This window comes from Mesorhizobium sp. W016 (assembly GCF_054719485.1).
In genome coordinates this window covers 3,518,486-3,540,389 of record NZ_JBTTIF010000002.1, presented here as the reverse complement: position 1 = coordinate 3,540,389, position 21,904 = coordinate 3,518,486, and the positions used below count along the sequence as shown (strand labels likewise).

Sequence of the window (21,904 nt, the reverse complement as noted above, 5' to 3'; positions counted from 1 at the left end):
CGGGGTCTGCTGTGGTCTTTTACAGAACATCGCGAATGGCGCTCTTGTGGTGGGGCGGCGTTACCGGAGGATCTGGCCATGCTAACTGGATTTGCGAATCCATCACCCGCGTCGGACCAGCCGCTGGCATCGCATCTGTTCGAAGAGATCAGCCACCGGGTGATCAACGAATATAGCGAAGCGATCGCGATCCTGTCGCTGGCCGCGTCCCGGGGAGAAGCGACGGCCGCGCCAGCGTTGAGGCGCGCCGCGGACCGTCTGCATGCGATGGCTGAGGCGCATCGATCCCTTCTCGTACCGATCGCCGAGGAAAACATCGACCTCGGTCATCATGTCGGGAAGTTGTGCTCCAGCCTGTCGCGCGCATACCTCAGCGAGCGGGGCATTCAGCTGACCGTTGCAATGGACGAAATCCCGCTCGAGGCCGCGCGGTGCTGGCGCGTCGGTCTGATCGTCTCCGAACTTGTCCGCAACGCGGCTCGCCGTGGCCTGAAGGATCGCCAGGGTTCCATCCGTGTCACACTGAACAGGAGTGGCAGCAGCGCCTGGTGCGTTGTCTGCGACGACGGATGCGCCGCCTCTGATCCGCCTGAGGGACATGAGTGGCGGTTGATACGCGCGCTGACGGCGGAACTTGGCGGCTCTGTGCAGTGGAAATTCACCCCGTGTGGATCGGTTGCGGGTGTGCGCTTCCCTCTGATCACGCCTTAACTTCTGCACCCGAAAGCTTCTACACCAAAACTGCCAGCGGTCTGCGCTCTTATCAGAACGCGCGCGTTTCCATGAGCTTGAGCCAACTTCGCGCAGGAAAGTCGATGCGGATCAATGCCACCCGACCAGCGGTCAGCAAAATGCCCCCGACCGCGTTGCACTCCAACTGGAGGACGTTGCATCAGCACCGAATGCGCGATCCTTGCCGGGCGTGCAGAATCGCATCCGCCGCCTTGCCCGCTTTTTCGCTCAGGCGCGGCAAATCTCGTAGAGAAACCAACCGCGCCGTTCGCTTTCGTCGATCCATCCTTCGATCAGGCTCGCGGTGGCAATGTCCGAATAGCTATCGCACAGCTCATGGACGCGACGCAGCTCGGCCACCAACTGCTTATTGTCGCCGTGAAGCTCGGCGAGCATGTCCTGCGGATCAACATAGTCGGCATTGTTGTCGAGGATGCGCTGGCGTCCCGCGATATCGGAGATCGAACGGATCGTGGTGCCGCCGATTTTGCGCGCGCGCTCGGCGATCGCGTCGGTCATCTCGAAGATCTGATCGCCATGCTCGTCGAGCAGGAGGTGATAGTCCCGGAAATTCGGACCACTCATGTGCCAGTGAAAATTCTTGGTCTTAAGATACAAGGTGAAGACGTCAGCGAGCAGACCGGCCAGGCCGGCAGCGATGTCGCGGGTCGCGTCGGAACCAAGATCTGTCGGAGTGCGCAGGAAGCGATCCGAGCCGGCTGTCTTGCTCAACTGTTGCGTCATGATCCCAGGTCTCTCTACAGGCCGCGCACCGGCGTCTTTTCGATACGTCAGAATACGAAATGCCGTGTTCTGATCCAATCAGACGAAGGTATAGGCGCGCTCGCAGGGACGCGATTGCATCTTAGTCAGGCCTTCACGAGCGAATTGACGCAAGCCGGATTTGACCGCAATCACCGTAACCACGCCTGAAGACTTACCGCATCGGGATGGCGGCCCTCAACCTGCCACCGACACCAAGGTGCTATGGACCGTGTCGGGCAGTACGGGCATCGTGTCGGCATCGCTGAACCGACATCCAAGTGACCGAAGTCCATGTCGCCGACAGCGCTCGGCCGCCGGGCCGAGGGACGTAGGCGCGGCAGTATCGTCTCGCCACGTGGAACCTTCGTGATCAAGGTGGAAAATTGCGTCGCCCGGAATTTACCGAACGTGTCTGTAGTTCTGGGGTGGCGGACTGGTTGGGGAGCGGCGGCCGTCGGCTCTCTTCATCTGGTTCAGCATCGCACATGAACGCAAGGATCTCGGTAAGACTGACCAAATGGACAATCAGGCCACTGTTCAGCCGATCACCGTAGCCGTGGAAGCCAGCAGCCTGCGCGATCAGGTGGCGACGATCAAACGGGCGCTGATAGGCTCACCGGTGCGCAAGTGGCTGGTCTGGACGTCGGTCGGCATTATGGCGGTCATCGTCGCGACGTCGATCGGCCAGGTTCTGCTCAACCGCTGGAACCAGCCTTTCTACGATGCGCTGGCGCGTCGCGACATGGCGGCCTTCCTGCATCAGCTGATGATCTTTGCCGTGATTGCCGGCACGCTGCTGCTGCTCAACATCGCTCAGACCTGGCTCAACCAGATGATCCGGCTGAAGCTGCGCGAGGCGCTGACGCTCGACCTGATCGACCAATGGATGCGGCCGGCGCGGGCCTTCCGGCTCGCCAATGCCGGCGCCATCGGCGTCAATCCCGACCAGCGCATGCAGCAGGATGCCGCGCATCTGTCCGATCTGTCGACGGACCTCGGCGTCGGCCTGCTGCAATCCTTCATCCTGCTGGTGTCGTTCGTCGGCGTGCTTTGGCAACTCTCGTCGGGCTTCGTCTTCCACATCAACGGCTGGTCGCTGGCGATACCGGGCTACATGGTCTGGGCCGCGTTCCTCTATGCCGGCATCGCCTCCTGGCTGAGCTGGCTGGTCGGGCGGCCGCTGATCCGCCTCAACAGCGACCGCTACACCCGCGAGGCCGAGCTGCGTTCCGGGATGGTGCGCGTCAACGAGAATGTCGACGCCATCGCGCTCTATCACGGCGAAGCCGATGCCAAGAGACGGCTCGAAATCGACCTTGGCACGGTGCTGGGCGCGATGCGAAACATCTACAAAGCGCAGATCAACCTGTCCTGGGTGACCGATACCTATGGCTGGATCACCGTGGTGGCGCCGATCCTGGTGGCATCGCCGGTCTATTTTTCGGGCGATATCAGTTTCGGCGGGCTGATGATGGCGGTCGGTGCCTTCAACCAGGTGCATTCGTCCCTGCGCTGGTTCATCAACAACATCGGCGGCATCGCCGACTGGCGCGCCACGCTGATGCGTGTTGCCGACTTCCGCATCGCGCTCGATGAAACCGATGTGCTGCACGACAAGGAAAAGCGGATCGAATTCGGCGACAACGCCAATGGCAGCCTGACGTTCGAGAAGCTCCAAGTGGCCTCGCCGGAGGGCTGCACCAAACTTTCAGACAGCCATGTCGAGATCCGTCCCGGCGAGCGCGTGATGATCACCGGTGAGCCAGGCGCCGGCAAGACGCTGTTCTTCCGCGCCATAGCGGGCCTGTGGCCATGGGGCAGAGGGAAAATCGGCCTGCCGGCTGGAGAAACCCTCATCTTCGTGCCGCGTGTCCCGTATTTGCCGGCCGGCACGTTGCGAGAGGTGCTCAATCACGCGAATGGGCATGCGCCCGCCAACGATGCCGACATTTCGGCCGTTCTGGCCGAGGTTGGTCTTGAACGGCTGTCATCTTCGCTCGACCGCGTGGGGCGCTGGGACCATGAGTTGGCCGATGACGAACAGCGCCTGCTGGGCGTGGCCAGGCTCGCGTTGCGGCAGCCGAAGTGGGTGATCATCGACGAAGCGATGGATGCGTTCGACGGACCCTCGCTGAGGCGCGTGCTGGCGATGCTGGAAAAGCATCTGAAGGGAGCCGCGATCATCAATATCGGGCGCGGCCAGCACAACACTCAGTTCTTTCCGCGCGGCCTGACGATCGTAAAGGATTCCGGTGCGCCGGCGCTTAAGCCCCCTCGCGTCAGGGCCGGCGCCATCGACCCTCCGCCGAAGGCGGCCGTGCGGCGAAAGAAGTAGACCGGTATTCAGATTCGCGCCGGGCTGCGCCATCGCCTGTTCGGTTGGCCACCGTCCCTTACGTCCCTATGTTGCACGATGACCACACAGTTCGCCCGAGGCAGCGCTTATCCCGGTGGAGGTCTGTTAGAAGAAGTTTGCAGCGCGATGGCGACGGCACGGCCACTGTTCAGACGGGTCGGTAGTCCGTTTGATCACCGAGCGGTCGGCCCTGCCCTGCCAGACCGACACCATGGTCTTGGCGATACGTTCGTCCACTCGCGGGCCTGGAGCCAATGCCTCATGTTCGAGGCATCGAGCATGTAAACATCGAAGGAGTTTCCAGTGGACGCCAAGACAACTACCTCGCAGATTCGCCTGACACGCCGGACGCCCACCTATTGGCGAGTCACGTTCGACAATGCCCCGCTCAATGTCATGGGTCCACAGATGGTGCAAGAATTCACACATCTGATTGACGCCATTGAGGCTGACGAAGACGTTCGGGTCGTGGTGTTCGACAGTAGCGTCGACGGATACTTCCTCAACCATTCAGACTTCAAGGCGCGGATCGAGGATATGCTCGCGCTGCCGCCCGGGCCGACGGGCCTGCCGCCCTGGCCGGATTTTCTTGTGCGGCTGACGCGCGCGCCGGTCGCCTCGATCGCCCTCATCCGGGGTCGCGCTACGGGCAACGGGAGCGAGATCACCCTTTCCTGCGACATGGCTTTCGCTAGCAAGGAAAAGGCCATTATTTCCCAGTGGGAGGTTGGCGTGGGTATGGTCGCCGGCGGTGGACCGATGGCCCGCCTGCCGCATCTCATCGGTCGCAATCGCGCCATGGAGGTTCTGTTGTCCTCTGAGGACATCCGTGGCGAACAGGCAGAGGCGTATGGCTACGTGAACAAGGCGCTGCCCGACGCAGAGCTCGACGCCTATGTCGATGCGCTCGCCACGCGGATCTCCAGGTTCGACAAGTGGGCGATCGCGCAGACCAAGCGCTTGGTCAACACCAGCCTGAGTCCGGATGTCGAGCTAGGCGCCGGCTGGGAATCCTGCATAGCTTCACTGAGCCGGCCCGCCGCCCAGGAGGGGATCAAAGCGCTGACCGCCAAGGGCTTCCAGGCGCCGGGAGATGTCGAGAATCGGCTGGCTTTCCACCTAGGAGAGTTGCCGCCGCGATAGACCGCTGCCGATGGCGACGGCACCCCCTCAAAGAAAGGAACAATCCCATGGATCTGCTCACGAAAGCGAAGTCACTGGCCGAACGTGTGGAGGCAGAGGCGACAAAGGCCAATGTGCCCGTTGCAGTGTGCATCATCGATGTTCATGGCAATCTAGTGCTTCAGCACCGGATGACCGGGGCGCCCGTCTTCGCGCTCGAGATTTCCGAGCGGAAAGCGTATACCTCGGCCCTCGTGCGCCTGCGCACGGCTGACATCCTGCCGCTCGTGCAGCCGGGACAATCGCTGTATGCGCTGACCACAGTGGGCGGCGGCCGTTTTTGCCCCATGGGTGGAGGCATTCCTGTGGTTGACGAAGATGGCAAGGTGTATGCTGGTGTCGGCGTCAGCGGCGGCACTGCCGAAGAGGATGTCGCCATCGCCGAGGCCGCTGTCCGCTAAGCGCAACGCAAGCAAATTCGCCAGAGGTCCGGTGGCCGAGGTCGGGAGTCGACGTAAAGCGATGCCCCGGCTGCGCCGTAACTATGTAATCGACCGAGCTTGACACCCAAAGGAAACCCGGTAGTAGTGATACGTATCAGTAATACGTATCAACAAGGGTGGGAATGGCAAACGGCAGGGCGACGCAGAAGGATGTGGCAAGGGCAGCCGGGGTTTCGCAGGCCACGGTTTCCATGGTGCTGGGCGGTGGTAGCGCTTCTTCGATCCCAGCGGATACGTGGGCTCGCATCACGAAGGCCGCCAAGGACCTTGGCTACGTCCCAAACCGCTTTGCGCAAGCGCTGAAGACGAGCCGTTCGATGACCATTGCCTGCATCGTGCCCGACATCACGAATCCTTTCTATCCATCGCTGATCCGCGGCATCCAATCGGTGACGGACGGCCTGAGTTACGACGTCATCGCAGTTAACACCGATGGCACACCTGAACGCGAGCGGCACTTCCTCGACTGGGCGCGGCAGGGTCGCGTCGATGGCGTGATCGGCGTTTTCTTTACCTTGCGTGCCAACGATTTCAGCCCTCTGGTCGAAGCAGGGGTTCCGGTGGTGCGGATCGAGTCTTCCAAGAAACGCGGCGGCGAAATCGTCGTCGATGACATCTATGTCGACAGCCGGGCAGCCGCGCTAGCGGTCACCGACCACCTGATCGGCCAGGGTCACGAGCGCATTGCGATGGTAGCGGGCCGAGGCGGCCCCCAGGCCACGCGTATCGACGGCTATCGCTCGGCCCTAGCCAAGGTGGGATATCCCGCGCATGTGATCATCGACGAGGAATTCTCGGAGATCGGCGGCACGCGCGCCGCCGAAGCAATACTCGCAAGCACGTTTAAGCCAACAGCGATATTCGCCGCGAATGACCTGATGGCCGTCGGCGTCATGCAGGCGCTGCGCGAGCGCGCCATCGAGATACCCAGAGAGATCGCTGTCGTCGGCTTCGATGACATTCCTGCAGCGAAGCTGGTGACGCCGCCGCTGACCACAGTCGCGCAGTTTCAATGGCAAATGGGCGCGCGCGCGGCACAGACACTGATGGAGCGGCTTCGCGGCGCCAAGACCGGTGCGGGAACCGCGCTGGAAATGCCCTTTGAACTTATCCAACGAGGCTCGACACGAGCCATCTAGATGCTGGCCGTCTTACAAAACTGGGAGGAAGAAACCATGCAACGCCGTACAATTCTGAAAGCCGGACTTGGTCTGGCAAGCCTGCCGCTCCTGCCGCGCCTCGCCTATTCGGCCGACCAGAAGCCCGTGGCCTTCTGGTATGAATCGGCATCGCCGGAAAATCAGGACAATCTCAAGACTCTGCTTGTGGACCCGTTCAACGCGGCCCATCCGGAAGAACTCCTGAGCATTGACTTCCGCGGCTCCGATCTCGACAAGCAGCTTCGTGTCGCCATGCTCTCGGGCACCGGACCCGACGTCGTCTTCACCGCAGGCCCGAGTTATGTCGCCGCCATGGCGCAGGCCGGACAACTCCTGTCACTCGACGATTATGCCAAGAAATACGGTTGGAACGAACGGCTGCTGCCTCTGTTCCTCGATCTCGGCCGCTACCAAGGCAAGCTCTACGCGCTTGCCAAGACCTATGAGACGCTGGGGCTTTTCTACAACAAGACGCTGTTCGCCAAGAACAACTGGAAAGCACCTACGACGATTGCGGAACTTGAAGCACTCGCCGATGAAATGAAGGGCAAGGCCCTTGTACCGTTCGGCGCCGGCAATGCCGATTGGCGTCCGGCAAACGAGTGGCACGTCTCGATAGCCATGAATTCGATCGCTGGCCCGGAAACCGTGCATAAGGCATTGGCGGGATCGATTCAATGGACAGATCCGGCCTTCGTCGCGTCAATCGACAAGCTGGCCGAGTGGTGGGACAAGGGTTATTATGGCGACAATTACTTCTCCCTGACCTCCGAGCAGGCCTTCGCTCAGATTGCGACCGGTCAAGCGGGCATGGCGCCCACGGGCACCTGGAGCTTCACCAACGTCAAGCCATATTTCCCCGACAACGATGCCGAGCCGGGCTTTGTCGGCTTCCCCAGCGCGTCGGGCGACCCGATCTTTCCGCTCGGCATCGGCTCGACGCTTTCGGTCAATGCCAAGTCGGAAAACCCGGACGGTGCTGCCGCCGTGCTTGACTACATGTTCCAGGACGATTTCTACAGCAAGATGAACTCGGTCTGGCAAGGCGAATGGAACCTGCCGCTTGCCGATCTCTCCAAGGTGAAGCTGTCGGACAATGTACTGCCGCTCTACACCGAAGCGATGAGGGAGCTGTCCACCGCCGTGGGCGCTGGCAAGTATGGCTATACGACGTGGACTTTCCTGCCACCCGCGACTGACACCTATCTGGTCAGCGGCATGGAAGAGGTTTGGCTCAAGAAAACCTCGTCCGCCGATTTCCTTAAAAAGCTCGACGAGACCTTCAAGCAGGAAAAGGACGCGGGCAAGGTGCCTGCAATCCCGCCCCGCGCCTGACCGCTCAGGGTGGCGCGATATGCGTCGCCCTTCCCGGAGGAACTCCATGCATCGACTCTACATCGTTCCGACGATGATCATCAACGTCGTCATCGTGCTCGTTCCGGCACTACTGACGGCCGCTCTCGCCTTCTGCAATTGGGACGGCATCTCAGCGCCGACCTTTGCCGGCCTCGGCAATTTCCGGGCATTGGCGGCGGATCGCGTCTTCTGGTCGGCGCTCGGCAACAACATGGTCTGGACGCTCGTCTTCCTGACCGTGCCGATCCTCATGGGTCTCGCCGCCGCATCGATGCTGTTGATCGTGCGCCGCGGCAGTAACTTCTTCCAGACAGTCTATTTCCTCCCCGTCGTCATTGCCACCGCCATCACCGCACGCGTCTGGCAGGGCATGATCTACAGCCCGGTGACAGGGATCTTCGGCATCCTCAAGAAATACGGCATGCCAATCCCCAACCCGCTGACGCAGCCGCCGCTTGCGCTGTTCGGCGTCGCGACTGTCGATCTCTGGCACTGGTGGGGTTTCCTTTGCGTCATCTTCTTCGCGGCGCTCCGCCAGGTTCCGCAGGAACAGATCGAGGCCGCGAAAGTCGAGGGCGCCACGTATTTCCAGATGATGCGTTACGTCTTGTTGCCCGGTATCCGGCCGACGTTGACACTCATGATGATCATGACGGTGATCTGGTCGTTCCTCGCCTTCGACTTCGTCTACATCATGACCCAGGGCGGCCCGGCATTTTCGAGCGAGCTCCTGTCTACCCTCGCCTACCGAAAAGCGTTCTATGACCTGAATGTCGGGCAAGCGGCGGCGGCGGCGCTCGTCATCAGCCTGTTCGGGCTGGTCGGCACCTTCTTCTACGTCCGCATCCAGACGCGGGAGGGGGAGCAATGAGCCTTGTCGAAAGCCGCCTGACGCTAATCGTTTCCTATGCGCTTCTTAGCCTGTTCGCCTTCATCGCTCTGTTTCCGATCGCACTTCTGGTACTCAACTCCCTGAAGCCGGCTGCTGAGATTGTACAAAATCCGCTGGGCCTGCCAGGACCGATCCGCTGGCAGAATTTCGTCAATGCCTGGAACCATGCGAAGTTTTCGAAGACCTTCGTGAACTCCCTTGTCGTTAGCGGCACGACGATCGTGCTGGTCTGCTCGACCTCGTCGCTGACAGCGTATGTGCTGGCCCGCAAGAAGGTCAAATCCTGGAAGATTTTCACCTTCTACCTGCTCGCAACGACGACGGCGCCGATCCAGCTCTACATCTTCCCGCTCTATTTCGGCTTCGCCAAGCTCGGCCTGATCAACAATATTTTCGGAGTTTCGCTGATCTACACGGCACTCTACAGCCCGTTCGCGGTGATGCTGCTTAGGACCTACTTCATCGCAGTTCCGAAGGAACTCGAGGAAGCGGCGATCGTCGATGGTGCCACCTCCTGGCAGGTTTTCTGGCGGGTAATGCTGCCGATCGTCTCGCCCGGCATCCTCACGGTGGCGCTTATCATCGGCCTCAATTCGTGGAACGAGTTTCTGATAGCGACGACCTTCCTGCAGAGGCAGGAGAATGTCACCGCCGTCATCGCCTTCTATCTGCTCTCAGGCCAGTACAGTTCCGACTGGGGTGAGATCATGGCCGCCGCCCTTATCATCGTCGTGCCCGTCGTCCTGCTCTTCGTCTTCATGCAGAAGCGTTTCATCGAGGGCATGGCCGGTGGCTCGGTGAAGGGCTAATCCCGTTTCGAATTGTGGAGTGAACGATGCAGTTGCCCAATGATTATCTCGAACGCGTCTATGCCGGCGTCCTCGGCAAGCTGGTGGGGGTATATCTCGGCCGCCCTTTCGAGGGCTGGACGTACCAGAAGATCATGGATGAGCTCGGCCCGATCGAATACTACGTGCATGAGCGTTTAAACCAGCCGCTCGTCGTCACCGACGACGATGTCGCCGGTACCTTCACCTTCGTTCGTGCCCTGGAGGACTATGGCATCAAGGCAAGCCTTTCGGCCGAGGAAATCGGCAAGGCCTGGCTCAACTACATCGTTGAGGAGCGCGCTATCCTGTGGTGGGGCGGCAACGGCAATTCCACTGAACACACCGCATGGCTTAACCTCAAGAAGGGTATTTCGGCCCCGCATTCCGGTTCGATTGCAACCAACGGCCAGGCGGTTGCTGAACAGATCGGTGCACAGATCTTCATCGATGGTTGGGCCATGGTCGCGCCGCGCCAGCCGGAACTTGCCGCAAGGCTCGCCGAACAGGCTGGCAAGGTCAGCCATGATGGCGAGTCGGTCTACGCCGCGATGCTTTGGGCGGCGATGGAGGCCGAAGCTTTCGGCTCGTCGGACATCGACCACCTGATCGATACCGGTTTGAGCCAGATACCTCAGGATTGCCTGATCGCCAGTCTGATCGCCAATATCAGGGCCTGGCACAAGGCGCATCCCGACTGGCGCGACACCCGCCAGAAGATCGAACAACACTACGGCTACGACAAATATCCCGGCAACTGCCACGTCGTCCCGAACCATGCGCTGATGATCATGGCTGTGCTCTATGCACCGCAGGATTTCCAGCGGGCGCAGATGATCGTCAACACGTCGGGCTGGGATACGGATTGCAATGCCGGCAATGTCGGCTGCCTGCTTGGCATCATGAATGGGCTCGAAGGGCTGGACGAAGGCCCGGACTGGCGCGGGCCGATCGCTGACCGCTTGCTGATCTCATCCGCAGATGGCGGCAACTCGATCAACGACGCGGTTCGCCAGGCCTATTTCCTCGCCAACCTCGGCCTGCAATTGGCCGGCAGGCAAAAATTTGATGCTCCCAAGGCCGGCGCGCAGTTCCATTTCTCGCTGCCGGGCAGCCAGCAAGGCTTCAGGCCGCAGACCGGCCTCGATGTCAGCTCTGCGCTGCGCATCGGCAATGCCGAGTTCGAAGCCGCCCGTGCTCTCGCAATCGACTATGAAGCCTTGCGGCCTACTCAGGTCGCAGTCGTAACCACTCCGACCTTCTCGCCGCGCGAAATGCTCAACATGCGCACCTACGACCTGATGGCAACGCCGCTTGTCTATCCCGGTCAGGTCGTGCGCGCTCGCGTCGTTGCCGATCAAAAGAACCGCGGCGCTGTCGAGGTAAGATTGCGGGCACGCGTTTACGACGAGCATGACGAATGGCGCAATGTCGACGGCTGTTCGGTGATCATCGAGCCGGGCAAGGAGGCCGTTTTGGAATGGGCTTTGCCGGACACGGGCGGCCAGCCGATTGCCGAACTCGGCCTGGCGATTTCTAGCACAGGCAAGCGCGCTGATGGCCGCTTGCTTGTCGACTACGTCAGATGGGATGGCACGCCCGAGCTGACGCTGAAGCGCCCGGCGGGCGACGGCGATTTCTGGCGCTTGTCCTGGGTCAACGGCGCAGACTTCTTCTCCAAGCGCTATCCGGCGGCATTCCGGATCTCGCAGAATAGCGGCGAAGGAATCATCATCCATGGCACGCGCCAGTGGGCCGATTACCAGGTGTGCGGCGACGTGATGTTACATCTCGGCAACTATGGCGGTTTCGCCGTCCGGGCGCAGGGCCTGCGCCGCTATTATGGTGCCCGCGTCACCCGCGACGGCAGGATGCAGATCGTGCGCGTCCGAGACGAGAGCACCGACGTGCTCGCCGAGACCGCCTTCAATACCGAATTCGAAAAATCGATATCGATGAAAGTGGCGGCCAAGGGCGAGCGCATCACTTTCGAGGCGGACGGCATATCGCTTTTTGCGGAAGACTGCAGCCCCGAGGCTTTCCATGATGGCGGCATTGGCCTGCTGGTGCATGAAGGCGCCTTGTCATGCAACGAAATTCGGGTCGGAGCGGTCTGATGGCGAATGTCACGATCGATAAGGCCCGCAAGGCATATGGTCCGGTAGAGGTGCTTCATGGCGTCTCCGTCGACATTCGAGACGGCGAGTTCGTGGTGCTCGTCGGCCCGTCCGGTTGCGGAAAATCCACGCTGCTGCGGATGATCGCGGGGCTGGAAAACATCACTGGCGGGACGATCGGCATCGGCGGGCGGGTCGTCAACGATCTGGCTCCCAAACAACGCGACATCTCGATGGTGTTCCAGAACTACGCGCTCTATCCGCATATGACGGTGGCCGAGAACATGGCGTTTTCACTGACGCTGTCCGGTGCGCCCAAGGCGGAGAAGCAGAAGCGTGTTGCGGACGCCGCTGAGATACTGGGGCTGACGCCGCTGCTCGATCGCTATCCGCGCCAGCTGTCAGGCGGCCAACGCCAGCGCGTGGCCATGGGTCGGTCGATCGTGCGCAAACCGCAGGTCTTCCTGTTCGACGAGCCGTTGTCTAATCTGGACGCCAAGCTACGCGTCGCCATGCGCGCCGAGATCAAGAGCCTGCATCGCCGTCTTGCCACCACCACGATCTATGTCACCCACGACCAGGTCGAGGCAATGACCATGGCCGACCGGATCGTGGTGATGAATGGCGGCCATGTCGAGCAGGTTGGCCGGCCGCTCGACCTCTACGATGATCCGCAGAGCATGTTCGTTGCCGAATTCATCGGCTCGCCGTCGATGAACCTCCTGAAAGGCCGTTTCGACAGCGCCGACGGCCAGCCCGTTTTCATAACCGATGCCGGCATCGTACTGCCGCTGCCCGACAACGTTTCAAGGCCCTCCGGCACGGAAGCGTTCTACGGTATCAGACCGGAATATTTCACTATCGCCCCGATAGGCTCGGGTATCCCGGCCGGGGTCCTAGTCGTCGAGCCCCTCGGCCCGGAAACGCAAGTGACCGCGAGCGTCGGAGGACAGACCGTGGTGACTATGTTTCACGAGCGGATCAACGTGCAACCCGACGATATGATCTGGCTTCGGGTGCAGCCCAATCGCGTCTGTTTGTTCGACACCGCTGGACGACGGTTTCAGCCTGCTATCGCTCCTTTTGCCCACCTATAGGCGCCGGAAGTAAAGAGCCGGTCATGGCCAGAATGATCGTTCTAACGGCTAGCCACATAATTAGCAGGTTTGCGGCCGCAAAAACTGGAAGAGCCAACCACCCAGCAAAGCCTGACTCCCCACGGATCGCCAGTTTTTCAATCGTGGTTGCCAATGCCGTGGCGCCGAAGCTGACGCTCCAAAGACCGGCAGAAAAACGGCGGACAATTCGCGGCAGTACGCCGCCGACGATAACAGCCTGGAGCATTGCGTAACCGATCAGACAGTGAACAAAAACGTCTTCGCTGGTACCTGACAAGTTAACATAGGCGAGCGAGCACACCGCCGGAGGCGCGAGTTGAACTCCCAAGGTAGACCGGATCTGGTCTCGCAGTGGCTCGCCAAAATAGAGCCGGTAGAACAAAACGGAATCGATTGTTAGCCACGAGAAGAGCCCCGCACCCAAAGCCAGTTGAGCCCATTCAGAATGTCCGAATGTCGATAGGCCGATGCTGAGAACGAATGACGCGGCCGCAACAGGCAAGTATAAGGCAGGCGTCGCGTCGGACAGAGCGATGGTCGTTTTCCAGATCAATTGCGAATGCCAAAGCCCGAATGCCACTGCAAACGCCCCGCCGATGCACAGCAGTATAGCGGCCACTGTCGCACTGAAGGGCAATACACTCACGGCGGTCAGCATCATCCCGACACCCGCAAGACCAGGAAAGCAGTTCTGAACGGGATCCGCGAGTTCCGCCTGCACCGCCAACGGTGCTAACCACAACTTCAAACCATATAAAGTCAAAAGAGCTGTCCATATGCCCATGGCCAGTATCATAACCCCAACAACAATTCCTACCGGCATCGCCCACAGTTGTTGCGCAACCTCCCACATAACGGCAAAAGAACTTGCCCCGAGGCCGATAGCAAAGAACGAGGCTGGAAACCGGGCTATTAGAGATCCCTCTGCCGACAGACCGAGAACAGCCTGACACTTCAATGCGGTTATTTCCTTGGAGCAGAGTCCACTCCCTTGCGCTGCGCCGACGTCAGATTGGGACCACTCTTTCATAACTGCACCTCACGAATCTGCCCTGAAATCACACAGGCTTGCAACCAAACTCCTGATCGCACTCCCCGAACGAGTTCCTAATGCATTGCGGGCAATTTCAGCGTCACGACTGTGCCTGACCCGAGGATGCTTTTTAGATCGATGCTTCCTCCCGCTTCTTCAACGAAGCGTTTGACCATCGGCAATCCAACACCACCCAATCCCTCGCCCTTTGTCGTAAAGAAGAGATCAAATGCTCGCACCATGGTCTCGTTGGTCATCCCAATTCCGCGGTCTTCAACCCGAACATCCACCCCCTTGGAATTCTCCGATACCAACGCGTGAACTGAAATCAAACCGCCGTCGGGCATCGCATCGCGTGCATTGAGCAGAAGGTTGAGGACTGCATTTTGCAACCCGACGCGATCGCACCTTACCAAAGGAAGGTTGGAGCCGACGCAAACCTCGACACGGATGTTTTCATCCCAAGCACTTCGAACAAAAGCTTCGACGTCGGCCAGGCAAATGCCCACGTTAGCATTTGAAATTACGCCTTCGATTTCTCTGGCTGTCCTGATGGTCTGCCTGACAAGACAACCGGCTCTCTCCAGAGCGGTCTTGGCGCCAGCAATTACCACCCCTGCGCCCGGAGCCGTTGCGATATTCGGGTCTCGACCCAGGTGGTTCAACGCAGATGAAGCCACCTGAATGAGATTACCAAGGTCATGGACGATACCGGCAGTCGAGATCTGCAGGGCGAGACCACCTTGCGGATTGTTCCCCCGGACGTCGAATATGCTTTCATCTACTTGGAGACTTGACATTCCATTCCTCCGTTTGCTGAACAAACATTTTCTTGCGTTCCGAAGCGGACGCACCATCGCTGGCCTGCCCTGACCGAGGACAAGCTAACCGGATGCCAGGAGCACTCTCCTCGCCGTTTGTTTCAGACAACTCCCGCGCACAATCCGACGCAGCGCGCGCAAAAGGAGCCCCAAACGGCGTCGCCCCGCTTCGTAAAGGCATAGACATCAGTGAGATCCAGACGCGCATCTCCCCGCGGGAACACAAAATTGGGACCTGAATAATGATGTGACATCGTCATATCCTCCTCAAGGGAAAATTGGTTGACAAGGTCGAAACCCAGAATTCCAGCGTTTACGTCTTCAAAACAGATACTCCGCACCGGCATCAATCAACAGTGTTCACCCAACTGAGTACTGACAGCGGTCAAAGTTGGAATATATTGAACGATGGTATTACCAATACTTTGGTGTCGATCGCTTCCATGCTTACACGTGCTAGTTTGCGATAGTAAGCGCTGACGGTGAGCATCCCTCTTTGGTTGCTCGGTGAGCGGAACGGGCTGGCAGTGGCTGGCAGAAAGGACGCAGTGATGGCTCGCTTGCTGTCGGTCAATGTGGGCTTGCCGCGTGGCATTCCTTGGCAAGGAAAGACCGTCAACACCGCAGTCTGGAAAACATCGGTTGAAGGCCCACGTCAGGTACGACGGCTCAACGTCGATGGCGACAGGCAGGGAGACCTGGCGGGGCACGGCGGCGAGCAAAGGGCGGTTTTGGTCTACCAATCGGAATCCTATCATTATTGGCAACGCGAGCTGGGCCGCGAGAACTTTTCCTACGGCCAGTTTGGGGAGAATTTCACAGTCGATGGCCTGTCGGACGATGAGGTATGCATCGGCGACCGCTATCGGATTGGGAGCGCCTTGTTCGAAGTGACCCAACCGCGCGTCACTTGCTACCGGGTCGGTATTCGCATGAACGAGCCGCGCATGGCCGCGCTGCTGGTTGCGCGAGGCAGGCCCGGCTTCTATCTGCGCGTCCTGGAAGAAGGCCAGGTCGAGGCTGGAGATGAGATCGTCCAGGTCGGGATCGGCCCTGAACGGATGACTGTGTCAGAGGTCAATGCGCTGCTATATTTGCCAGGCCACCCTCACAGCCAGATCGAGCGGGCGTTGCGCATCCCGGCGCTAAGCGAAGGCTGGCAGGGATCCTTCCGGGCGATGCTAGCACAAAACGAAGACCGCGATGCCAGGACAGGCAATGCCGGACTTGATCCAATGTCTGGACCACCACCTGCGTGGACAGGATTTCGCCCGCTACGCGTGGTGCACAAGATCCCCGAAAGCGTTAGTGTGATGTCGCTGGTGCTAGAGTCCGTTGATGGATCCCGCCTCACAGCAGCACTCCCTGGACAGTTTGTCGTGCTGCGCCTGCAGGTGGCGTCCGATGGCCCGGCCCTAATGCGCAGTTATTCTTTGTCGGGCGGAACTGGTGAGCGCTGCTACCGAATAAGCGTAAAGCGGGAACTCCATGGAGTGGTGAGTGCCTACATAGACGACCGGGTCGAAATGGGCGACGTGCTCGACGTAAGCGCACCACGCGGCAGCTTCACTCTTCGGACGGACGATCGTCCAATCGTCCTTCTAAGTGCCGGGGTGGGCGTCACGCCCGTGATTGCGATGCTCCATGCACTGGCGGAAACAGGTTCGACGAGGGAAGTCTGGTGGCTCCACGGCACTCGATGTAGCCGTGAGCATGCCTTTGCCCAAGAGGTTCGAGACTTGCTGAAAGTCTTGCCCAACAGTCACAGCCATATAAGCTACAGCGCGCCCGATCCAGATGACAGGCAAGGTGTCGATTTTGATGCCCTCGGACGCCTGGACATCGAGGTACTTCGAAAACTGGACATTCCGCGCCATGCCAATTTCTATCTGTGCGGACCATCCGCCTTTACGGGCAACCTGAGCGCGGCGCTTGCAGCCTGGGGTGTCGGCGCCGACCGGGTCTACACGGAGCTGTTCGGCCCAGGTCCTTCTAGTACCCCGGGCATTGCCGCCGCTCCAGGCCGGGCGCCGCATCTACCTGCCGAAACCGACGGTACGGGACCTCTGGTTTCGTTCGCACGGAGCGGCCTGAGCGTCCGCTGGGGCTCAGGATTCCAGAGTCTGCTTGAGATTGCTGAAGCGTGCGACGTCCCCACGCGATGGTCGTGCCGCACAGGGGTCTGTCACATTTGCCAGACCGGGCTTGTGGCTGGAACAGTCGCCTATCGGCCCGATCCAATCGATCCGCCAACAAGCGGCAACATCTTGATCTGCTGTTCCCAGCCAAATGGAGACGTCGTCCTTGATCTCTAAGGCAGCGGATAGGAATTGTTTGGGTGCATGTGGAAGAAAATTTCCGTGTCGGGCAATCACGTGACCGCACCGACCTCGATTACGGCCTCGGCGAAAGCCAGCGGAGCTTCCTGGGGTAGATTGTGCCCTATGCCGCCCGTGATCAGTCGATGAGAGTACCTCCCTGAGAACATCTTCGCGTAGGCGCTGGCTTCCGGGTGAGGAGCACCATTGGCGTCGCCCTCCAGCGTTATTGTAGGCACGGTGATGACGGGCGCCTGCGCAAGCCGCTTCTCCAGGTTCTCATATTGAGGTTCGCCCTCGGCCAGGCCGAGACGCCAGCGGTAGTTATGGATCACGATCGCCACATGATCGGGATTGTCAAACGCGGCAGCACTACGGTCGAAGGTCGCATCGTCGAAATTCCATTGCGGCGATGCAAGACGCCAGATCAGCTTTGCGAAATCGCGCGTAAATTTCCGATAGCCGGCCTGCCCACGATCGGTTGCAAAGTAATACTGATACCACCATTGCAGTTCCGCGCTCGGTGGCAGCGGCTGCCTACCTGCCTGCTGATTACCTATCAAATAGCCGCTCACTGAAACCATTCCTTTGCACCGCTCTGGCCATAGCGCAGCGACAATATTGGCGGTTCTGGCGCCCCAGTCACAGCCGGCAAGAATAGCCTGTTCTATTCTGAGGGCATCCATCAGCGCAATGACGTCCAAGGCAACTGCGGACTGCTGCCCGTTGCGCATGGTGCCATCGGAAAGGAACCGTGTTGTGCCGTACCCTCGTAGATACGGTACGATCACGCGATAACCTTTAGAGGCCAACAAAGGCGCGACACCGACATAAGTTTGGATGTCGTATGGCCATCCATGAAGGAGGATCACCGGTGCGCCGGTCATAGATCCCATCTCCGCGTATCCGATGTTAAGCAAACCGGCGTCAATTTGCCTTAATGAACCCAACAGCTCTTGTACCGCTTTCTTGGGGAGTTCTTTGCTTGGACTTCTGACAGCGGATCTCGCCGCCGCTGGCTTCTCGATCCCCAGTTCAAAGGCAGTCATCGCGGCAAAGGCCGTGCCTAGTAAGCGGCGGCGATTGTGGTCAATTTGTTGTGGGATGCTGTCCATTTTCAAACCTCCTCAGGAAATGGTTTGTCCGTTGTTGCCCCACGTGCAACTAAAATGCGCGGCCGGGTGGGGGGCGACCCGGCCGCGCTACTGGGCGAAGACGATGCGGGGAGAATCGCCTCTTTCGCCTCAGATTGCTCGGCGTAGCGGTCTGAACGCCTCTCTGAGCTCGTTAGAGAAGACGTAAGGCTGCTCCCACGCCGCGAAATGACCGCCTCTATCCACTTCATTCCAGTAAATGACGTTACCGAAGCTTCTATCGCCCCAACTCCTCGGTGCGCGGTAGATTTCGGCCGGATAGACGGTGACCGCTACAGGGACCTTCGGGATGTCGAACGCATCAAACGGACCACCGCCTGCTTGCGCGCCTTCCCAATACGACCGCGATGATGAAGCTCCTGAGTTGGTAAACCAGTAGAAGGAGATGGCATCCAGCATCTCGTTATACGTGAAGATCCGTTCCGGCTCTCCGTCGCTATCGGTCCACTCCGCGAACTTGTCGTAGAAGTAAGCTGCCATTGCGACCGGAGAATCGGAGAGGGCATAGCCGATGGTTTGCGGGCTCTGATTCATCATAGCCGCATAACCGAAACCGTCGCGGTAGAAATGCAGCAGCCGATCGTAGGCGCTCTTCTCCCGATCCGATAATTCCACCGGGGCCGGGTCGAAATTACGGAGATGCCGAAGAATGCTCGGGGGTACAGTCCCGGGCATGTTAACGTGAATGCCGAGAAGACCTTTCGGAGCCTGAACGGCCAGCACCTGCGAGACGATCGCGCCCCAGTCGCCTCCCTGGGAGACGTATTCGTTGTAATCCAGCCTGAGCATTAGCTCGTGAAACGCGCCAGCTATCCGCGCCGGACCCCAACCGGTCGCAGACGGCTTACCCGAGAAGCCGTAACCCGGCATGGTCGGAAGGACGAGGTGAAATGCATCTTCTATCCGCCCTCCATGCGCAGTGGGATCGGTCAGGGGGCCTATGACTTTCAAAAGCTCCACAATCGAGCCTGGCCAACCATGCATCATAAGCAAGGGCATTGCCCCCTCGTGTGGGGAGCGGACGTGCGCGAATTGAATATCTACTCCATCAACACTAGTAATGAATTGCGGCAATTTATTCAGTTTCGTCTCCACCTTGCGCCAGTCATAACGACTCCCCCAATACTCGACCAGCGTTTGCAGCTTTGCTAGTTGGACGCCCTGGGAGCGATCATTGACGGTCTCCCGTTCCGGCCATCTTATAGCTTTGATACGCCGGCGAAGATCTGCAAGCGCCCAAGTCGGGACATGAATACTGAACGGACGGATAGATTCTTGCCCGACCGCTGCTTGCAGAGCCCTAGGCACCAGATTGGCCGCTCCAACTGCGGCGGCTGCAACAATGACATCACGTCGAGTTGGTGATAGCGATATCGCTGACATCATTTGTTCCTCGATAAACCCAATTTATTCACATAAATTAAGTATATACCTAAAACAGCCTAAATCCATCACACCTTTGTATCAACAATACTTTACGATTGGTCACAGACAAGCAACCAATGATCACCGATCCGTGTCGGCGCCGACCGTCATGGTCTCGCGCGGCATACGGCAAACACAGCTATCCTGCATCGCGCCAGGAGCAACTACGCCCCTGCTCACGTCGGCAGCGGCTGCCCGATCTGTTCCGCTGCCATGTATTCGGCGTACCAGTCGGGCCAGTTCTCATCGCGTGTTCCGCCTGTCCGCTTCTCGTGCTCGCCATGCGCGGCCGCGGTGCGCCGGAGTGCACCTGCAAGCTCATTCAACGAGGTGAATGTCGTGTCGCCGGCCTCCACGCGTCCCGGCAGCCGCACAGTGATTTCCTGTAACAACCACCCGTTGCCGTCCGGGTCCTTGAAAGAGGCGAACGAGGAATAACTGCGCCCCTCTGGATCCTTGCCGCTAATTGCCGGCTGTCCAGGACCAGCACGGTGGAACACTTCGCTGGCGTCGGCCCCGCGCGCCACAAGCTCGGCGCGCGCTGCTTCGATATCGGACACAATGAGATAAAGTCCCTGTGCCGAGCCGGGCGCGGCCGACGTGAGGCCGGTGCCGAAGTGGATCGAGGCCGGTGAACCCGGGGGCGTAAATTGTACAACCCGAAACGTGTCACCGACAGGGAAGTCGGCGTCGAGCCGCCACCCCAGGCCGCCATAGAAACGCTTGGCACGATCGACGTCCGAAACGGGGATAACCACGGCCTCGAACTTCAGGTCGATCATCGCTGTTTTCGCAGTTTCGCTGCGCACTACATCGTCACTCATGTCGAGCTCCTTAGTTTGGCGGCAGGGCATGCCCAAGTACATCTGCGTGAGCAGTGCCAGCGACCGCGTCAATTACTCAATGCTATCGCCGCATGACTTTCCATTGATCACGACTTCGGCTTTCATCGACATGCGGGGCGCCACCTCAGAGGAACCCTCGCGACGCCATGCTTCAACCGTCCCCGGAAGCGCGCCGATGATCCCGACAATCGCCGTCGCGGCGAGCAACTCACGTTGTGTGGCCGTTAGTGATCTTGCTGGCATCGCGCCGCGCTCCGTCCGTGCTCCTCGCTCCGAACACAGCATCCAGTTTCGGTGGAGATTAGTCTATTGCACGTTGGTATCGGCAGGGTTGCAGTGTTCCCGACGCATCGCGGGGCAGCGATTGGAAAGCTAAGCAGATCGGTCGATCGAACCGAATTACTCCTCGGCATTCGGCAAGCGCAGTACCACGGATCGGCATTTTTCCCACCGACCTATGCCAAAGTGTGGACGATACCATCGCACAATATATTCATTCCTATCCGCAGGTAGATAACAGTCCGTCCGGAGAGTATCGGCCAGTGGAAGTTATCAATAGATCACCATCGCGATCGTCGAGTAGGCGGTTGTCTCATCGAGGAGAAGAATTCGTTATGAACACCAAAACTACATGCCTCGTCCTAGCGTTTACTCTTTCGGGTCTCGGCAGGGATGCGTTGGCTGGCGCGCTTGATGTTATCGACCCCATCAACAAGCAGTCGTTTTACACCAGTTCTATCAAGGAGCCCGTCCACACGAATCCCATCATGAGAGGCAGATTCAAGGCAGCCTTCAAAACCCTGCCGCACGCGAAGCGTATGGCGATGATGAGAGAGTGCCAGGACGCGGCAATGACAAAGCCTTATGCGGAATTTTGTGCCGATCTGAATGCCCTTGCCGGCTCATGATCCTCCAAGCCAGGGTGATGAACCCTGTTGAGCCGGACAATGGCGGGCCTAGTGCCCGCCATTTTGTATCCATGCTTGCTGTGGCTGGAAAACCTGCCGTCTGTGCCCATGGCTTTGCCCCTTGGAAACCGGCCTGGTGACATCAGTCGATGTCTCGCTGTGAGGCCGCGCAATGCGAAGCTGGTTCCAACGCATTGCCCCTCATCAAGCGAGGGCCGCAGCCGCCGATTTGTCTCACCGGTCAATCCCAATGTATCGCCGATACCATCGTCAAGATGCCCTTGCCGTTTCGTGACCCACCGAGTCAAAGGGAGCGAATATGATGGCGACCAAAATGCTCGCCATCATATCGGCACGCCTTCAGCTAAAAGGCTGTGATACATTGCTGCTTTGCTTCATTTGCAATCCCTCTGCAATGGCATGCTTTGAAGTCGCCATGATGGACCTGACCT

At 59.4% G+C, this 21,904-nt stretch carries 18 protein-coding genes; 12 read left to right on the top strand and 6 right to left on the bottom strand.

What is annotated here, in order from left to right:
* The first annotated feature begins 78 nt into the window (after positions 1 to 78).
* On the top strand, positions 79 to 711 hold the full coding sequence (locus tag ACYG9V_RS17545; RefSeq protein ID WP_023669186.1) for a sensor histidine kinase: 633 nt from the start codon (positions 79 to 81) through the stop codon (positions 709 to 711).
* 249 nt (positions 712 to 960) lie between these two features.
* Here ACYG9V_RS17545 and ACYG9V_RS17540 read toward each other — a convergent pair whose 3' ends face one another.
* On the bottom strand, positions 961 to 1,476 hold the full coding sequence (locus ACYG9V_RS17540) for a Dps family protein (RefSeq protein ID WP_023669187.1): 516 nt from the start codon (positions 1,474 to 1,476) through the stop codon (positions 961 to 963).
* Between the two features lie 538 nt (positions 1,477 to 2,014).
* Between ACYG9V_RS17540 and ACYG9V_RS17535 the strand changes: the two genes are divergently transcribed.
* The 9 genes from ACYG9V_RS17535 to ACYG9V_RS17495 all read left to right on the top strand — a co-directional run bounded on the left by ACYG9V_RS17535 (position 2,015) and on the right by ACYG9V_RS17495 (position 12,927).
* Positions 2,015 to 3,832 carry an ABC transporter ATP-binding protein/permease gene (locus ACYG9V_RS17535; protein WP_460221986.1) on the top strand — a complete coding sequence of 606 codons (1,818 nt, stop codon included), beginning with the start codon at positions 2,015 to 2,017 and terminating at the stop codon, positions 3,830 to 3,832.
* A 324-nt stretch (positions 3,833 to 4,156) separates the two neighbouring features.
* Positions 4,157 to 4,996: an enoyl-CoA hydratase/isomerase family protein gene (locus ACYG9V_RS17530; RefSeq protein WP_023698538.1), complete on the top strand. Its 840-nt coding sequence runs from the start codon at positions 4,157 to 4,159 to the stop codon at positions 4,994 to 4,996.
* A 47-nt stretch (positions 4,997 to 5,043) separates the two neighbouring features.
* Positions 5,044 to 5,436, top strand: a complete 393-nt coding sequence (locus ACYG9V_RS17525) for a GlcG/HbpS family heme-binding protein (protein ID WP_023669188.1) — start codon at positions 5,044 to 5,046, stop codon at positions 5,434 to 5,436.
* 164 nt (positions 5,437 to 5,600) lie between these two features.
* Positions 5,601 to 6,617, top strand: coding sequence for a LacI family DNA-binding transcriptional regulator (locus ACYG9V_RS17520; RefSeq protein WP_023669189.1), 1,017 nt, complete (start codon positions 5,601 to 5,603; stop codon positions 6,615 to 6,617).
* 36 nt (positions 6,618 to 6,653) lie between these two features.
* Positions 6,654 to 7,973 (top strand): ABC transporter substrate-binding protein, encoded by a 1,320-nt coding sequence (locus ACYG9V_RS17515; RefSeq protein WP_023706328.1) that lies wholly within the window; start codon positions 6,654 to 6,656, stop codon positions 7,971 to 7,973.
* Positions 7,974 to 8,019: 46 nt separating this feature from the next.
* Positions 8,020 to 8,865: a carbohydrate ABC transporter permease gene (locus tag ACYG9V_RS17510; RefSeq protein ID WP_023669191.1), complete on the top strand. Its 846-nt coding sequence runs from the start codon at positions 8,020 to 8,022 to the stop codon at positions 8,863 to 8,865.
* Positions 8,862 to 9,695 (top strand): carbohydrate ABC transporter permease, encoded by an 834-nt coding sequence (locus tag ACYG9V_RS17505; RefSeq protein WP_023669192.1) that lies wholly within the window; start codon positions 8,862 to 8,864, stop codon positions 9,693 to 9,695. The genes ACYG9V_RS17510 and ACYG9V_RS17505 overlap by 4 nt, the downstream gene beginning before the upstream one ends.
* A 26-nt stretch (positions 9,696 to 9,721) precedes the next feature.
* Positions 9,722 to 11,830, top strand: coding sequence for an ADP-ribosylglycohydrolase family protein (locus ACYG9V_RS17500; protein ID WP_023698539.1), 2,109 nt, complete (start codon positions 9,722 to 9,724; stop codon positions 11,828 to 11,830).
* Positions 11,830 to 12,927: an ABC transporter ATP-binding protein gene (locus tag ACYG9V_RS17495; protein WP_352765783.1), complete on the top strand. Its 1,098-nt coding sequence runs from the start codon at positions 11,830 to 11,832 to the stop codon at positions 12,925 to 12,927. The genes ACYG9V_RS17500 and ACYG9V_RS17495 overlap by 1 nt, the downstream gene beginning before the upstream one ends.
* On the opposite strand, the gene ACYG9V_RS17490 is transcribed toward ACYG9V_RS17495, so the two are convergent.
* On the bottom strand, positions 12,902 to 13,978 hold the full coding sequence (locus ACYG9V_RS17490; protein WP_023669195.1) for an SLAC1 family transporter: 1,077 nt from the start codon (positions 13,976 to 13,978) through the stop codon (positions 12,902 to 12,904). The two genes, ACYG9V_RS17495 and ACYG9V_RS17490, sit on opposite strands and share 26 nt — an antisense overlap.
* Before the next feature lie 77 nt (positions 13,979 to 14,055).
* Positions 14,056 to 14,781: a sensor histidine kinase gene (locus ACYG9V_RS17485; RefSeq protein WP_023669196.1), complete on the bottom strand. Its 726-nt coding sequence runs from the start codon at positions 14,779 to 14,781 to the stop codon at positions 14,056 to 14,058.
* A gap of 572 nt (positions 14,782 to 15,353) precedes the next feature.
* Here ACYG9V_RS17485 and ACYG9V_RS17480 point away from each other — a divergent pair.
* Positions 15,354 to 17,117: an MOSC and FAD-binding oxidoreductase domain-containing protein gene (locus ACYG9V_RS17480; RefSeq protein ID WP_352765782.1), complete on the top strand. Its 1,764-nt coding sequence runs from the start codon at positions 15,354 to 15,356 to the stop codon at positions 17,115 to 17,117.
* A gap of 56 nt (positions 17,118 to 17,173) precedes the next feature.
* Here the strand turns inward: ACYG9V_RS17480 and ACYG9V_RS17475 are convergent, their stop codons facing one another.
* The 3 genes from ACYG9V_RS17475 to ACYG9V_RS17465 form a co-directional block, all read right to left on the bottom strand.
* Positions 17,174 to 18,235, bottom strand: coding sequence for an alpha/beta fold hydrolase (locus ACYG9V_RS17475; RefSeq protein WP_352765781.1), 1,062 nt, complete (start codon positions 18,233 to 18,235; stop codon positions 17,174 to 17,176).
* 129 nt (positions 18,236 to 18,364) lie between these two features.
* Complete coding sequence (locus ACYG9V_RS17470) at positions 18,365 to 19,657, bottom strand: epoxide hydrolase family protein (protein WP_352765780.1); 1,293 nt, start codon at positions 19,655 to 19,657, stop codon at positions 18,365 to 18,367.
* Positions 19,658 to 19,875: 218 nt separating this feature from the next.
* Positions 19,876 to 20,523, bottom strand: a complete 648-nt coding sequence (locus ACYG9V_RS17465; protein ID WP_352765779.1) for a VOC family protein — start codon at positions 20,521 to 20,523, stop codon at positions 19,876 to 19,878.
* A 635-nt stretch (positions 20,524 to 21,158) separates the two neighbouring features.
* Between ACYG9V_RS17465 and ACYG9V_RS17460 the strand changes: the two genes are divergently transcribed.
* The gene (locus tag ACYG9V_RS17460; protein WP_352765778.1) at positions 21,159 to 21,452 is read left to right on the top strand and encodes a hypothetical protein; all 294 of its coding nucleotides are present in this window, start codon (positions 21,159 to 21,161) and stop codon (positions 21,450 to 21,452) included.
* Positions 21,453 to 21,904 lie beyond the last annotated feature (452 nt).

Coding starts and splice junctions, on each gene's coding strand:
- ACYG9V_RS17480 (WP_352765782.1), top strand. CDS start 15,354: ATGGCTCGCTTGCTGTCGGTCAATGTGGGCTTGCCGCGTGGCATTCCT.
- ACYG9V_RS17545 (WP_023669186.1), top strand. CDS start 79: ATGCTAACTGGATTTGCGAATCCATCACCCGCGTCGGACCAGCCGCTG.
- ACYG9V_RS17540 (WP_023669187.1), bottom strand. CDS start 1,476: ATGACGCAACAGTTGAGCAAGACAGCCGGCTCGGATCGCTTCCTGCGC.
- ACYG9V_RS17510 (WP_023669191.1), top strand. CDS start 8,020: ATGCATCGACTCTACATCGTTCCGACGATGATCATCAACGTCGTCATC.
- ACYG9V_RS17490 (WP_023669195.1), bottom strand. CDS start 13,978: ATGAAAGAGTGGTCCCAATCTGACGTCGGCGCAGCGCAAGGGAGTGGA.
- ACYG9V_RS17465 (WP_352765779.1), bottom strand. CDS start 20,523: ATGAGTGACGATGTAGTGCGCAGCGAAACTGCGAAAACAGCGATGATC.
- ACYG9V_RS17520 (WP_023669189.1), top strand. CDS start 5,601: ATGGCAAACGGCAGGGCGACGCAGAAGGATGTGGCAAGGGCAGCCGGG.
- ACYG9V_RS17495 (WP_352765783.1), top strand. CDS start 11,830: ATGGCGAATGTCACGATCGATAAGGCCCGCAAGGCATATGGTCCGGTA.
- ACYG9V_RS17500 (WP_023698539.1), top strand. CDS start 9,722: ATGCAGTTGCCCAATGATTATCTCGAACGCGTCTATGCCGGCGTCCTC.
- ACYG9V_RS17460 (WP_352765778.1), top strand. CDS start 21,159: ATGAACACCAAAACTACATGCCTCGTCCTAGCGTTTACTCTTTCGGGT.
- ACYG9V_RS17535 (WP_460221986.1), top strand. CDS start 2,015: ATGGACAATCAGGCCACTGTTCAGCCGATCACCGTAGCCGTGGAAGCC.
- ACYG9V_RS17525 (WP_023669188.1), top strand. CDS start 5,044: ATGGATCTGCTCACGAAAGCGAAGTCACTGGCCGAACGTGTGGAGGCA.
- ACYG9V_RS17515 (WP_023706328.1), top strand. CDS start 6,654: ATGCAACGCCGTACAATTCTGAAAGCCGGACTTGGTCTGGCAAGCCTG.
- ACYG9V_RS17485 (WP_023669196.1), bottom strand. CDS start 14,781: ATGTCAAGTCTCCAAGTAGATGAAAGCATATTCGACGTCCGGGGGAAC.
- ACYG9V_RS17505 (WP_023669192.1), top strand. CDS start 8,862: ATGAGCCTTGTCGAAAGCCGCCTGACGCTAATCGTTTCCTATGCGCTT.
- ACYG9V_RS17475 (WP_352765781.1), bottom strand. CDS start 18,235: ATGGACAGCATCCCACAACAAATTGACCACAATCGCCGCCGCTTACTA.
- ACYG9V_RS17470 (WP_352765780.1), bottom strand. CDS start 19,657: ATGTCAGCGATATCGCTATCACCAACTCGACGTGATGTCATTGTTGCA.